Origin of the sequence: Pseudomonas sp. MWU12-2020, assembly GCF_023100605.1 — a bacterium.
Taxonomy (GTDB): Bacteria; Pseudomonadota; Gammaproteobacteria; order Pseudomonadales; family Pseudomonadaceae; genus Aquipseudomonas; species Aquipseudomonas fluorescens_H.
In genome coordinates this window covers 56,243-70,261 of the sequence record NZ_JALMEX010000001.1, presented here as the reverse complement: position 1 = coordinate 70,261, position 14,019 = coordinate 56,243, and the positions used below count along the sequence as shown (strand labels likewise).

Genomic DNA, 14,019 nt, shown 5'->3' with positions numbered 1-14,019 from the left:
AAGCCCTGCACAAGGGCAGGGCTCGGGACGTGTCGCAACCGATCAGTCCTGATCTTTGCCACGGCGTTTGGACGACGCTGGGGTGTCGGTGAACACCGACGCCACATCAGTTGCCAACTGCTCGCTGTCGAAAGGCCCGGCGATGTGTTCGCCATTGGTAGTGGTCAGCGTCCACTTGCCGTCTTTCTTGTCGATCACATACCCGTTGATGATTTTTACCGCGGCCATCTATCTGTCTCGTTCGCTGGTTTCAAAGGCGCCATGATACCGACAAATCCTCACATTGGGGGATGATGAGCGTATGGTGATGCAGCGCATTTGCGTGTTTGAGCTACTCTGTTTTCGCGGGTCGAAGACGCCAACGGAACTATCGGAGAGAATATTTCTCTATGTTGGCATCGGTTAGTCAGTGCGGGGCATTGTAAGGTGCACGCCGCCTGATTAGACTGCGCCGAAACTCGTACACACAGCCCTTTCAAGGACTTATATGATCAAGAAATGCTTGTTCCCAGCAGCCGGTTACGGTACTCGCTTCCTGCCAGCGACTAAAGCCATGCCCAAAGAAATGCTGCCGGTGGTAAACAAGCCACTGATCCAGTACGGCGTTGAAGAAGCTCTGGATGCTGGCCTGACTGAAATCTCGATCGTGACCGGTCGTGGCAAGCGTGCTCTGGAAGACCACTTCGACATCAGCTATGAGCTGGAAAACCAGATCAAAGGCACCGACAAGGAAAAATACCTGGTCGGCATCCGCAAGCTGCTCGACGAGTGCTCGTTCTCCTACACCCGTCAGACCGAAATGAAAGGCCTGGGCCACGCGATTCTGACCGGTCGCCCACTGATCGGTGACGAGCCGTTCGCCGTGGTACTGGCGGACGACCTGTGCGTCAACCTCGAAGGCGACGGCGTACTGACCCAGATGGTCAAGCTGTACAAGCAGTTCCGCTGCTCGATCATCGCCATTCAGGAAGTCGATCCGCAGGAAACCAGCAAATACGGCGTGATTGCTGGCGAGATGATCCGCGACGACATCTACCGCGTACACAGCATGGTCGAGAAGCCAAAGCCGGAAGACGCTCCGTCGAACCTGGCGATCATCGGTCGTTACATCCTGACCCCGGACATCTTCGATCTGATCGAACAGACCGAGCCAGGCAAGGGTGGCGAAATCCAGATCACCGACGCCCTGATGAAGCAGGCCCAGAACGGCTGCGTAATGGCTTACAAGTTCAAGGGCAAGCGTTTTGACTGCGGTGGCGCCGAAGGCTACATCGAAGCCACCAACTTCTGCTTCGAGAACTTCTACAAGACCGGCAAGGCTTACTGATAGCGCCGGATCTGCATCGCGACGGGTGTTAAAGCACCCAAGTGAATGTACCCACAAACGCCCCGACCTGTTCGGGGCGTTTGTTTTTGTGCTGGAAAACCCCTTGAGTCCAGCAGTGCGGTTCACTGGTGCTCTCTGAGCGCGCTGGCTGCTTTTTCAAGGGGAGGGCACGTTCGAGCATGCTGGCTGTGCCGATTCGCTTCAAACGGCACAGCAGAGCCCTGCACAAGCGAGCAACCTGTCCGCCCGAAACGAAAAAAGCTCCGTATCTTGCGATACGGAGCTTTTTCTTTATTCGTTGCGCCGATTGCGATCTCTCGAAACCGGCGCCTTCCAGGCCGTTACTGCTGCACGACATTCGCTGCGGCAGGCTCGACCTTTTTCGGCTTCATCAGGCTGAAGTCGATCAGCGCGCGCTGCTCACGCTCGTACGGGTTGCCGATCATCAGCGGACGCGGCTTGAAGCTGTCGCTGACCAGGCTCTTGCTGCGGTCCAGTTCATCGAAACTCAAGCCGGCCATGTCTGCCCAAGTGTGGATCAGGTGCGAGCTGCTGTAAGGCCGCCCCAGGTCTGCGGCGAAGTTCCAGTCATGGTTCTCGCGCCATTTCGGCGAAGCCCAGGCCATGAACGGAATGGTGTACATCGGCGCCGTCGGTTTGTTCTCGTTACGGCCCAAGGTGTTGTGGCCGGCCGAGTCGAATACGTCTTCACCGTGGTCGGAGAGGTACAGCAGGAAACCGTTCGGATCGGACTTGGCGTAGTCCTTGATCAGGCTCGACACCACGAAATCGTTGTACAGCACGGCGTTGTCATAGCTGTTGTAGGTCGGCACCTGGTCATCACGCACGCCGGCCGGCACGCCGGTACGGTCCTGGAACTTGTCGAAGGTCGGCGGATAGCGGTACTGGTAGCTCATGTGAGTGCCGAGCAGATGCACGACGATCAGCTTGCGTTGAGCCGGATCAGTCAGCGCCTTGTTGAACGGCTCGATCACGTCACCATCGTACTGCGCGGCGTTCTGATTACGGTTGTTGTTCAGGTACACCTGCTCGTCGGCCTGTTCGGAGAAGGTCGTGAGCATGGTGTTGCGCTTGGTCATGGTCTGCTGGTTGGTGATCCAGAACGTCTTGTAGCCGGCCTGTTTCATCATGCTGACCAGCGAAGGCGTCGACAGGTACAGATCCGGGTTTTCTTCGTCAGCGAAGGTCAGGACCTGTTGCAATGCTTCAATGGTGTAAGGGCGCGGAGTGATGACGTTGTCGAACACCGCGAGCTGATCCTTGAGCTTGTCCAGCTCCGGCGTGGTCTTGCGCGGATAGCCGTACAGGCTCATGCGCTGACGGTTGGTCGATTCGCCGATCACCAGCACCAGGGTCGAAGGTTTATCGGCGTCTGCAACCTTGAGGTTATGCAGCGGCGGGACCTTGCTGGTGCTGTGCAGCATCTCTTCCATGCCGGCCAGCGTATCGAGGTAGCGGTGGTAAGCCACCGCCATTTGCCAAGGCACGGCTGGCTCGATGCGGTCTTCGAACTTCTCGAAACCACCGGCGAAACTGCCGGTGCGCTGGGTTTGTTTGATCAGCGGGTAGCCAACCACGGCAATCAGGATCGCCAACGCGGCGACGAAAGCGCGGCCACGGGGCATGTACACCGGGCGCAGGCGCGTCCACAGGAAGTAGGCGAAAGCGGTATGGGCGAGGAACGCCGGGATCATCCACCACGCGAAGTACTGGGTCATGTACTCGCCTGCCTCAGACACGTTCGACTCGAACATGATGAAGATGACGCTTTGCGAGAATTCCTGCTGATAGATGAAGAAGTAACCCAGGCTGGCCATGGAGCAGGCCCACAGGACCACGCCGATCAACGCGGCGAGCAGTTTGGTGCGCTTGGGGAACGCCAGCATCGGGGCGAGCCAGAGCGCACTCATCACGAAGGCTTGACGGAAACCGCTGAAACCGGAGGTGCCGGTCAGCTGGATCAGCAGTTGGGTGATTCCCGAGAAATACCAGAAGAACGCGAACAGCCAGAGAACCCCGGCCCAATCGAAACCTGTCGCAGTCGTTTTGCTGCGTTTGAACAATGCCATTCAGCACTCCAGCTCATCGTCACTAACCACCGTCGGAGCGCTACATCAAAACCGACGAACGGAAGCCGCGCGCAAACGCACGGCCAGAATGGGCCGGAGTATCACCAAGGCAGTGTGAAAACTTTGTTAGTTGCTGATCAGGGGCGGGGGAGCATCATGTCGGGAACGACAGGCGCCGTTCCCGAAGCTGGCGAGACAGGTCAGGCGTGCGGATTACGCTGGACAACCGGCAGAGGTTTGGGCTGAGCGCCCTGGGTCAGCGAGCGCAGCTGCGCCAGCTCCTGCTTCAACTGGTCGCGCTCGTCTTTCAACTGGCGCAATTCATCGCGACGGATCGTGACGTACAGGGTTTGTGGCGGCATTGCTGTGTGTACTGTGCCCATTGCTCACCTCGCAAATGGCGTGTCTCAACTGTAAATTGCCCCCGAATCGGGGTGCAGACTTACTATCGGCGCCAATTTTGGTTTCTTTTGCGTGTGAAGGGAACTTTTTTATTTTTCATGGTCGGTGTGTCTTCGGCACGTTTCCCGACGTTATCAGTCTGGATCGGGCACAATGCCCGGAAACTTCCCACCCGACGCTCTGGACTAACCTCCATGGATCACGTTGGGCTATAACCTTTGACACACATTTATTTGCAGTAAGGAGCATCAGCACATGCAACTCGGGATTATTGGACTGGGCCGCATGGGCGGCAATATTGCGCGACGTCTGATGCTCAACGGTCACACCACCGTTGTTTACGACCGCAATACCGCTTTTGTCGACACCCTGGCCGCCGAGGGCGCTACGGGCGTTGCCGATCTGCCGGCCCTGGTGGCAGGCCTGGCCAAGCCACGCGCCGTGTGGGTCATGCTGCCGGCCGGCGCACCGACCGAAGACACCATCAACACCCTGCGCGACTTGCTGGAAGCCGGTGACACCATCATCGACGGCGGCAACACCAACTATAAGGATGACATCCGCCGGGCCAAGACGCTGTCCGAGAAAGGCCTGCACTACATCGACGTCGGCACCTCCGGCGGCGTCTGGGGCCTGGAGCGCGGCTATTGCATGATGATCGGTGGCGATGCCGAGACCGTCAGCCGTCTTGACCCGCTGTTCGCTGCGCTGGCACCGGGCATGGGCGAGATTCCGCGCACCAAGGACCGCAAGTCCGATGATCACCGTGCCGAGCACGGCTACATTCACGCCGGTCCTGCCGGTGCCGGGCACTTCGTGAAGATGATTCACAACGGCATCGAGTACGGCATGATGGCCGCGTTCGCCGAAGGCTTCGACATCCTCAAGACCAAGTCCAGCGAGCGTCTGCCGGAAGACCAGCGTTTCGACCTGAATGTTGCCGACATCGCCGAAGTCTGGCGTCGTGGCAGCGTGGTTTCGTCCTGGCTGCTCGACCTGACCGCCGACGCACTGGCCAGCGACCCGAAACTCGACGGGTTCTCAGGTTCGGTGGCTGACAGCGGCGAAGGCCAATGGACCATCGAGGCGGCCATGGAACAGGCAGTGCCGGTACCGGTGCTGTCGAACTCGTTGTTCTCGCGCTACCGCTCCCGCGGTCAGGGCACCTTTGGCGACAAGATCCTTTCGGCCCAACGCTTCGGCTTCGGCGGCCATGTGGAGACACCGAAAAAATGACCCATACGATCCGCAGGAAATCCAAGGCAGAACCCGCTCCACCGACCACGCTGTTTCTGTTCGGTGCCCACGGTGACCTGGTCAAGCGCTTGCTGATGCCGGCGCTGTACAACCTGAGTCGCGACGGCCTGCTGAATGATGGCCTGCGGATCGTCGGCGTTGACCACAACGCCATTAGCGATGAAGCCTTCGCGCAAAAACTCGAAGACTTCATCCGTACCGAAGTGGCGGCGAAGGTCGGCAAGGGCGATCAGATGCTTGATCCGGCCTTGTGGGCCAAGCTCGCCAAAGGTATCAGCTACGTCCAGGGTGACTTCCTGGACGACAGCACCTATTCAGCGCTGGCGGCGAAAATAGCCGACAGCGGCACTGGCAATGCGGTGTTCTACTTGGCCACCGCGCCACGTTTCTTCAGTGAAGTGGTGCGCCGTCTCGGCGCGGCCAAGCTGCTTGAGGAAACCCCCGAGGCGTTCAGAAGGGTGGTAATCGAGAAGCCGTTCGGCTCCGATCTGCAAACCGCCGAAGCCTTGAACGCCTGCCTGCTCAAGGTCATGTCCGAGAAACAGATCTATCGGATCGACCATTATCTGGGCAAGGAAACCGTGCAGAACATTCTGGTCAGCCGGTTCTCCAACAGCCTGTTCGAGGCGTTCTGGAACAACCATTACATCGACCACGTGCAGATCACCGCCGCGGAAACTGTCGGTGTTGAAACCCGTGGCAGTTTTTACGAACACACCGGCGCGTTGCGGGACATGGTGCCCAATCACCTGTTCCAGTTGCTGGCGATGGTCGCCATGGAACCACCGGCCGCGTTCGGCGCTGACGCCGTGCGTGGCGAGAAGGCCAAAGTGGTCGGCGCGATCCGCCCATGGACGGTCGAGGAGGCGCGAGCCAATTCGGTACGCGGTCAATACAGCGCCGGTGAAGTCGATGGCAAAGCGTTGAACGGTTACCGTCAGGAGCCGAACGTTTCGCCCGACAGCAGCACCGAAACCTACGTCGCGCTGAAAGTCATGATCGACAATTGGCGTTGGGTCGGTGTGCCGTTCTATTTGCGCACCGGCAAGCGCATGAGCGTACGCGACACCGAGATCGTCATCTGCTTCAAACCGGCGCCGTACGCGCAGTTCCGTGACACCGAGGTCGACGAGCTTCAGCCAACCTATCTGCGTATCCAGATCCAGCCCAATGAGGGCATGTGGTTCGACCTGCTGGCCAAACGGCCGGGGCCGGCGTTGAACATGGCCAACATCGAGCTGGGGTTCGCGTACAAGGACTTCTTCGAGATGCAGCCGTCCACCGGTTACGAAACGCTGATCTATGACTGCCTGACCGGCGATCAGACGCTGTTCCAGCGTGCTGACAACATCGAGAACGGCTGGCGTGCGGTGCAACCGTTCCTCGACGCCTGGCAGCAGGATTCCAGCGTGCAGAGCTACGCTGCCGGTGAAGATGGTCCACAAGCCGCCAATGATCTGCTGACTCGCGATGGTCGCGTCTGGCATGGTCTGGGATGAGTAACGCAACGCAACACTCCATCCGTTTTCTGCTCAGTGACATGGACGGCACACTGTTGCTGCCCGATCACAGTCTGAGCCAGCGCACCCTCGACGCGGTTCGCTCGTTGCGCGAGGCGGGCGTGTTCTTCAGCCTGGCCACCGGGCGTCCGCCCAAAGCCATGTTGCAGCAGATCGAAGCCTTGGGTATCGACGTGCCGACAGCGGCGTTCAACGGCGGCACCATCGTCAAGCCTGACGGCACGCTGCTGGCTGCGCACTATCTGCCGGTAACGGTGGCGCTGACGGCTTTGGCGACGTTCATCGATCAGCCAGGTGTGGAAATCTGGGTGTTCAGTGGCGGTGACTGGCTGCTCAAAGACCCCAACGGGCCAATGGTGCCGCGTGAACAGCACGGTCTTGGCTATCCGCCGGTGGTGGTGGAGAGTTTCGAGCCATACTTGCAAAGGATCGACAAGATCGTCGCCACCAGTCAGAACACGGATCTGCTGGTTGAACTGGAAGCCCGTTTATTGACCAAGGTTGAGGGACAGGCGCAGGTTTCACGTTCGCAACCGGTGTATCTGGACGTCACGGCGCTGGAGGCTAACAAGGGCACCGCGCTGTCGACGATTGCCGAGTACCTGAACGTGCCGCTGGAGCACACCGCCGCAATTGGCGATGGCGGTAATGACCCGGCGATGTTCCATCGTGCCGGGTTCTCGATCGCCATGGGGCAGGCGGAAGAAGCGGTGCGACGGCAGGCCGATGCAGTGACCGCGCCAAACACCGACGACGGCGTGGCGCAGGCGATCGAAAAGTACATCCTCGGTCGCTGATTCACTCGGAAACAAACTGTGGGAGCGGGCTTGCTCGCGAATGCGGTGTGTCAGTCAACACATCAAGTGCCTGATACTCCGTCTTCGCGAGCAAGCCCGCTCCCACAGTTTTAATCGCGTGTTGTCAGAGCCAGTAACTCACCGCATACCACCCCAGCAACCCCATCACCACGGTGTACGGCAACGCCATCCACACCATCCGCCCGTACGACAGGCGCACCAGCGGCGCAATCGCCGAGGTCAGCAGGAACAGGAACGCCGCCTGACCATTCGGCGTCGCCACGCTCGGCAGGTTGGTGCCGGTGTTGATCGCGATCGCCAGTGTCTCGAAATGCTCGCGGCTCATGTGCCCGGACAGGAACGCCTGTTTCACTTCGGTGATGTAGATGGTGGCGACGAACACGTTGTCGCTGATCGCCGAGAGCAGGCCGTTGGCAATGAACAGCATGCCCGGTTGTTGCTCCGCCGGCAGGGCCAGCACCCACTGGATCAACGGGGCAAACAGTTGTTGATCGTGAATCACCGCGACCACGGCAAAGAACACCACCAGCAATGCAGTGAACGGCATGGCGTCTTTGAAGGCGCTGCCCAGGCGATGCTCGTCGGTGATGCCAGTGAACGCTGTGATCAACACGATCACCATCAAACCGATCAGGCCGACCTCGGCGACATGAAACGCCAGGCAACCTATCAGGATCAACGCAGCAGCGCCTTGCACCAGCAGGGCGGCACGCTGGCGCGGTGTGCGTTCGGCGTTGTCTTCGGCGGCGTAATTGGCTAGCACGGCACGCACGTTGTCCGGCAGCAGGGTGCCGTAGCCAAACCAGCGCAACTTTTCCAGCAGCATGCAGGTCAGCAGGCCCGCCACCAGTACCGGCAGCGACACCGGCGCGACCTTCTGGAAGAATTCTGCGAAGTGCCAGCCCATCTCATGGCCGATCAGCAGATTCTGCGGCTCGCCCACCAACGTACAGACCCCGCCGAGTGCGGTGCCCACCGCGCCGTGCATCAGCAGGCTGCGCAGGAATGCGCGAAACTGTTCGAGATCGTCATGGTGCAGGGCTGGCAGGTGCCGGTCGTCGCTGAATTCGCTGTCCTGGCGCGGATCGTTGCCCGAGGCTACGCGGTGGTAAACCGAATAGAAACCGACCGCCGCGCTGATGATCACCGCCGTCACGGTCAGCGCATCAAGAAACGCCGACAGAAACGCCGAGAGAAAGCAGAACATCAGCGCCAGCAGCGCCTTGGAACGCACGCCCAACAGCAGGCGCGAGAACAGAAACAGCAGCAGGTCTTTCATGAAGTAGATGCCTGCGACCATGAACATCAGCAGCAGGATCACCGGAAAGTTGTGCACCAACTCATCGTACAGCGCCTGCGGCGTGGTCATCTTCAGCAGCAGGGCTTCGATCAGCAACAACCCGCCGGGCATCAACGGATAGCACTTGAGGGCCATGGCCAGGGTGAAAATGAACTCGATCACCAGCAGCCAGCCGGCGGCGACCGGGCCGACGGTGAACAGAATTACAGCGTTGAGGACCAGGAACCCGACGATGCACGCCTTGTACCAGCGGGGCGAATGCCCGAGGAAATTGTGCGCGAACGCCTGGGCCAGTGAACCGGACATCGGTTGCTCCTTGTATTAAGAAGCGCGCAAGTTGCCGCAAGTGTCTGGCAAGTTCAAGTCCGCGGGAGTTATTGATTCAGATAGCGCGCGACCATGGCGCGGTAGTTGCCGTCCAGTGAATAGCCGCCAACCAGGATGCGTCCGTCTACCTGCACGGCGAGCGAATTGGCGGTGTCCAGGCTGTGCCCCAGACGGGTGCGTAGCCAGCCGCCGTTGCCGAACTGCGCGTCGAGTCGTCCGTCGAGCAGATAGCGCGCCACGATGAAATCCGCTTCGATCCCGCCAATCGTTGCACCCACCGCGATGATTCGGCCATCAGCCATGCATTGGGCTGCGCTCCACTGGCAACCGCTGGGACCGATTTCCAGCAGATGCGGGAGGCCTGAGTTGTTGCGCAATTCCGGACGACCATTGCCGTGCAGGCTCAGCGCCAGGCAGCGGATCGGATCACGACTGCTGCCAAAGCAGTGCAGATGCTCCTGCGACTCGATGACCTGACTGACCATCGCGCTTTGGCCGTGGGCCTTGAAGGCGAGGAAACCATCCACCGCGAAACGTTCATCAAGGCGCCCGTCAGGCAAATAGCGCGCGACCAGCCCCTCTTGGGGGAAGTCAATTGAGCCAGCGACGAGGATCCGCCCATCTTCCTGCAATACAAGGCTGCTGAGCCAGGTGTTGAGCAGCAGATGGCGGATCATCACGAAGCCGCGGCCATTGAAGCTTGTATCGAGCTCGCCGTCTGGCATCAGGCGGATCAGCATGCCGGCATGGTCGGCAAGTTCGAAGTGGTGATTGGCGATCAGCAGAATGTGCCCGTCGTCTTGCACGGCGATGTCGCAGGCTTCGGCGCCTGGCACACCGGGCGGTAGCCAGGTATCGCGGGAACCGATGGACAGGTCTCCGGGCAGGCGCACTACTTTGCAGCCATTTTCGCCAAAACCCGGGTCGGGAATTCCGTCGGCGCTGAACAGGGCAAGGGCGGGCAGGGTGCGATGGGTGTTTTGATAATGCAGTCCGGCCAGCAGGATTCGCCCGTCGGGCAGCACCTGGACCTTGCCACCCGTGGCTTCAAAACCGCGTTCAAATTCACCGATCACACTGCCTTGCTGTCCAAACGCGAGGTCGGCCGAACCGTCAGCGAGTATTCGCGCCAGACCAAAACGGCTGCCTTGGGCAGTGCCGATCTTGGCGGCGACCAACACGCGTCCCTGTCGGTCCAGCGCAACATCCTGGGTCATGCTGGAAACACTGCCGGCGAAATAGACTTGAGCAACGCCAGTGTTGGCAAATTGTTTGTCCAGTTGTCCGCAGGTATTGAGTAGTGCCGGGCGCGCAAAGGCGTTCTCGGAGGACATGCATGCTTCTCCTTGCAAGTTGACCAGGCCCGAATCGGGTGGGTAACTGCATGAGCGGAACATTCAATCCCTGAATACACGCAAGTTCAACTGACAGAACTAACAGGTGGAGGGTCGCACTGTGCCATAACAGTGTCTTTTTGAACCAAAAGAAAGCCTGCCAAGCAGTGGCGCCTGACGCTTGAAGAAAAGTTGTACAAAAGTACTGGAGATAAACAGCAGTTTGTAACTAACGAAACACAAGGCGGATGACCTGAATGTCACCCGCATGCCCCTCTGATCAATGCGGCATCGACCACGATTGCAGCAGGTAACCTTCTTTGCTCAATTCAGCACGGGCCTGTTGCAACAGCAATTCCAGCTGCGCCGGGTCGGAGTAGGCGCTGCTTGGGATCTGCTGGCGGCCGATATGCGAGTTGGTGCGATCGATGACGGTCAGGTTCAGTTCACCGTTGCCGTCTTGTGGGGCCCAGGCCACGCACTGGAAGGGTTTGAACGCGTGGTTGGCAATCAAAAGAGCTTCGTTGATACGGAGCGGGGCGGTCATGGGGTCTTCTCTCTGTCGTGCCCAATCAAATGATCTGCCGTCGGTTGGGCTTACCGTTCGGCTGGTTACTTGTACTGATGCACGCAACCCCGTGGCAGGTCACACACGACACAAAGAAATTTCAACTTTGTTGCTGAGGCCGGACATTTCGAGCGTTTTTGAAAGCTTGCTGAAAGATAGCAACTCGGTAGCTAACTAATAAACTCGCTTCTTATAACTCGTTAGCTTGTATACCTATAAGCAATCGATACAAGGCCCTGTCAATTTCTTGCTAATGTTACAGTCGGGTCTGCCAAATGACTGTTTTTACAATAATTTCCTTAAATTTGGCGCCAAGGAACAGTCATGATCGAAGCGCCAGCGTTACGACGTTTATTGGTAGTCGACCCCTGTGACGACTGCCATCGCCTGTTACCCGGATTGCGCGCGGTGGGCTGGGATGTTGACAGTTGTACCCTGGAAAATGCCGCCGATCGGACATGTGATGTCGGGCTGCTGAGACTGCAACCTTTTCACCTCGAACGCCCCGAAGCGGTCAAGGAACTGATCAGTCGCAGTGGCACCGAGTGGATCGCGGTGTTGAATCAGGAAGTCCTGCGATTACAGAACGTCGGTGACTTCGTCTGCGAATGGTTTTTCGATTTCCATACCTTGCCGTTCGATGTCTCACGCGTACAGGTGACTCTGGGCCGCGCATTCGGCATGGCGCGTTTGCGCGGGCAAGGCACGATTCACGTCGACCAGCCTGAACACGAGTTACTCGGCGACAGCAAGCCGATCCGTGAGCTGCGCAAGTTACTGAGCAAACTGGCGCCGACCGAATCCCCGGTATTGATCCGGGGCGAAAGCGGCACCGGTAAAGAACTGGTCGCACGCACGCTGCACCGCCAGTCCCAACGCCACAGCAAGCCGTTTGTGGCGATCAATTGCGGGGCGATTCCCGAACATTTGATTCAGTCCGAACTGTTTGGCCACGAGAAAGGTGCCTTTACCGGTGCGCATCAGCGCAAGGTCGGGCGCATCGAGGCCGCCAATGGTGGCACGTTGTTTCTCGATGAAATCGGCGATCTGCCACTTGAATTGCAGGCTAACCTGTTGCGTTTTCTCCAGGAAAAACACATCGAGCGCGTCGGCGGCAGTCAGCCGATCCCGGTCGATGTTCGTGTGCTGGCGGCCACCCACGTCGACCTGGAAGCGGCCATCGAGAAAAAGCGTTTTCGCGAAGACCTCTATTACCGCCTCAATGTGCTGCAAGTGGTAACCGCGCCATTGCGCGAACGCCACGGTGATCTGTCGATGCTGGCCAACCATTTTTCTCACTTTTACAGCCACGAGACCGGGCGCCGTCCGCGCAGCTTCAGTGAGGATGCGTTGATCGCCATGGGCAAACACGATTGGCCAGGCAACGTGCGGGAACTGGCCAACCGCGTGCGACGTGGTCTGGTGCTGGCGGAAGGAAGGCAGATCGAAGCCCGGGACCTGGGATTACTCAGTCAGCACTCGATTTCGGCGCCGATGGGGACGCTGGAAGACTACAAGACCCGCGCCGAACGCCAGGCGCTGTGCGATGTGTTGAACCGGCACAGCGACAACCTCAGTGTCGCGGCGAAGGTGCTGGGCGTGTCGCGGCCGACGTTTTATCGTCTGCTGCACAAACACCAGATCCGCTAGAGACCAAAGATCAAAAAGATCGCAGCCTGTGCAGCTCCTGGATGGGGAATCCGTGGAGCTGCCGCAGGCTGCGATCTTTTGCTTTAGAAGTAGTACGGGAATTTCAGGCTGAAGGTGAAGTCCGGCGCATCCGGAGTCATCCCCAGTGACAGGTTGGGCACAATCGTCAGGTTAGGCGTGGCGGCGATGGTCATGCCGATGTTGAAGTAACCGGCGTTGGCATCACTGGAAATCACCGACTGCCAGTCCTGGCCATCAGGCTTGAGGCTGCTGCGGCGCTGAACGAGGTCAGACATCGAGAACGACATACTCATCTTCTCGTTCAGGGCAAATGCTACGCCCATGCCGACCTGGAAGCTGTCGCCGATCCTGACCTTGCCCGGGGTTTTCTGATTGACCGTCGAGCTGATATCGCCGAACGACTCCTCCAGGTTGTGGGTGTAGGAGAGGGTGCCGAACAGCACTGCCGGGTCGAAGGTCTTGACCAGCGAGATACCCGGCGTAACCGACCAGACGCCGTTACCGGTCGGCAGGCTTTCAGGTACATAGAGGTTGGTGTTGCTTTGCGACTGGATCAGCTTGATGCCAAACGGATCCTTGCCGGTTGGGGCCTTGACGCGCAAGGTGAATACCGCGTCCGGCAGGTTGGCCGATTCGTCGAGGAACTTGTAGGCAATCCCGGCGTTGATGTCGCCAATCGTCGGATCCTGATCAACGTCGCCCTGGGTTGTGACGTTCGCACCGCCGTTGTTGCCACCACCGGACTGGTAAGTCGAGGCGCGATAGACCACGGGCACGTTCAGGTCGAACTGCCAGCGGTTGTTGTAGTTGTAGCGGCCGGTGAGATCCAGTGTGTAGGTGTCAGCCTTGATCCGGTCCAGGTTGATGTTGCCCAGAAAGATCGAGTCCAGTGCGAGGAAGCCGTTGAGTGTCAGTTGGCGAGTGTCGTAGTGGGAATACGTCAGACCGGTCTCGAAACTGAACTTGCCGCCGCCGAAGAAGCCGCTGGCCTCGTCATACAGGTTGGTCACACTTTGCGCCGGTTGCGAATCGTCTGCCAGCGACTGTCCGTAGGACGCACCACTTCCTCCCGCCGCGCCCCCCGACGCTGCTGCTGCACCCGTACCGGTCGCAGCGACCGATTGATTGTTCTTTCTCAGCTCTGCAGGGGATTTGACCAGACGCTTGGGCTGCGGGGTCGCAGGCTGGTCTTCAACCTGCCGAACCCGCTGCTCAAGTACCGCCAATGCCTTTTGCTGCGTCTCGTATCGCTGTTTAAGCTCAAGGAGCTCCTGCTTGAGTGTTTCAACATCCGGATCCGTCGCAGCCTGTAACGCTGCGGCCGGAAAAAGTGTGCTCAAACATACGACTGCGCGCAGTGATGCCGATCGATACATGAAAAAGCCGTCCCTTTAAGCCCAATGAT

12 protein-coding genes are annotated in these 14,019 nt (G+C 58.9%); 5 read left to right on the top strand and 7 right to left on the bottom strand.

The features are described 5' to 3' along the window. Nucleotides 1-42: 42 nt before the first annotated feature. On the bottom strand, nucleotides 43-228 hold the full coding sequence (locus tag M0814_RS00450; protein WP_003225388.1) for a hypothetical protein: 186 nt from the start codon (nucleotides 226-228) through the stop codon (nucleotides 43-45). 259 nt (nucleotides 229-487) lie between these two features. Here M0814_RS00450 and galU point away from each other — a divergent pair, with 259 nt between their 5' ends. Then, nucleotides 488-1,327: a UTP--glucose-1-phosphate uridylyltransferase GalU gene (galU, locus tag M0814_RS00445; RefSeq protein WP_007912230.1), complete on the top strand. Its 840-nt coding sequence runs from the start codon at nucleotides 488-490 to the stop codon at nucleotides 1,325-1,327. 341 nt (nucleotides 1,328-1,668) lie between these two features. On the opposite strand, the gene M0814_RS00440 is transcribed toward galU, so the two are convergent. Both M0814_RS00440 and M0814_RS00435 read right to left on the bottom strand, forming a co-directional pair. Continuing rightward, complete coding sequence (locus tag M0814_RS00440; RefSeq protein WP_103485127.1) at nucleotides 1,669-3,417, bottom strand: phosphoethanolamine transferase CptA; 1,749 nt, start codon at nucleotides 3,415-3,417, stop codon at nucleotides 1,669-1,671. 200 nt (nucleotides 3,418-3,617) lie between these two features. Continuing rightward, nucleotides 3,618-3,800 (bottom strand): DUF6026 family protein, encoded by a 183-nt coding sequence (locus tag M0814_RS00435; protein WP_003225385.1) that lies wholly within the window; start codon nucleotides 3,798-3,800, stop codon nucleotides 3,618-3,620. A 250-nt stretch (nucleotides 3,801-4,050) separates the two neighbouring features. Here M0814_RS00435 and gnd point away from each other — a divergent pair, with 250 nt between their 5' ends. From gnd to M0814_RS00420, 3 genes are read left to right on the top strand one after another with little or no spacing between them, the layout of a single operon-like run. Next, nucleotides 4,051-5,055, top strand: coding sequence for a phosphogluconate dehydrogenase (NAD(+)-dependent, decarboxylating) (gene gnd / locus M0814_RS00430; RefSeq protein ID WP_347359908.1), 1,005 nt, complete (start codon nucleotides 4,051-4,053; stop codon nucleotides 5,053-5,055). Continuing rightward, on the top strand, nucleotides 5,052-6,575 hold the full coding sequence (zwf, locus tag M0814_RS00425) for a glucose-6-phosphate dehydrogenase (RefSeq protein WP_003225382.1): 1,524 nt from the start codon (nucleotides 5,052-5,054) through the stop codon (nucleotides 6,573-6,575). Before gnd ends, zwf begins: the two co-directional genes overlap by 4 nt. Further along, nucleotides 6,572-7,393 (top strand): HAD family hydrolase, encoded by an 822-nt coding sequence (locus M0814_RS00420; RefSeq protein ID WP_103485125.1) that lies wholly within the window; start codon nucleotides 6,572-6,574, stop codon nucleotides 7,391-7,393. Before zwf ends, M0814_RS00420 begins: the two co-directional genes overlap by 4 nt. 124 nt (nucleotides 7,394-7,517) lie before the next feature. Here M0814_RS00420 and nhaB read toward each other — a convergent pair whose 3' ends face one another. The 3 genes from nhaB to M0814_RS00405 all read right to left on the bottom strand — a co-directional run bounded on the left by nhaB (nucleotide 7,518) and on the right by M0814_RS00405 (nucleotide 10,922). Beyond that, on the bottom strand, nucleotides 7,518-9,020 hold the full coding sequence (nhaB, locus tag M0814_RS00415; protein ID WP_103485124.1) for a sodium/proton antiporter NhaB: 1,503 nt from the start codon (nucleotides 9,018-9,020) through the stop codon (nucleotides 7,518-7,520). A 68-nt stretch (nucleotides 9,021-9,088) separates the two neighbouring features. After that, the gene (locus tag M0814_RS00410; RefSeq protein WP_103485123.1) at nucleotides 9,089-10,375 is read right to left on the bottom strand and encodes a hypothetical protein; all 1,287 of its coding nucleotides are present in this window, start codon (nucleotides 10,373-10,375) and stop codon (nucleotides 9,089-9,091) included. Between the two features lie 280 nt (nucleotides 10,376-10,655). Then, nucleotides 10,656-10,922 carry a hypothetical protein gene (locus tag M0814_RS00405; RefSeq protein WP_003225374.1) on the bottom strand — a complete coding sequence of 89 codons (267 nt, stop codon included), beginning with the start codon at nucleotides 10,920-10,922 and terminating at the stop codon, nucleotides 10,656-10,658. Between the two features lie 345 nt (nucleotides 10,923-11,267). Between M0814_RS00405 and M0814_RS00400 the strand changes: the two genes are divergently transcribed. Beyond that, entirely contained in the window at nucleotides 11,268-12,593 is a 1,326-nt protein-coding gene (locus tag M0814_RS00400; RefSeq protein ID WP_003225372.1) for a sigma-54 dependent transcriptional regulator, read from the top strand. Between the two features lie 83 nt (nucleotides 12,594-12,676). On the opposite strand, the gene M0814_RS00395 is transcribed toward M0814_RS00400, so the two are convergent. Continuing rightward, nucleotides 12,677-13,990 carry a hypothetical protein gene (locus tag M0814_RS00395; RefSeq protein WP_103485122.1) on the bottom strand — a complete coding sequence of 438 codons (1,314 nt, stop codon included), beginning with the start codon at nucleotides 13,988-13,990 and terminating at the stop codon, nucleotides 12,677-12,679. Between the last annotated feature and the right edge of the window lie 29 nt (nucleotides 13,991-14,019).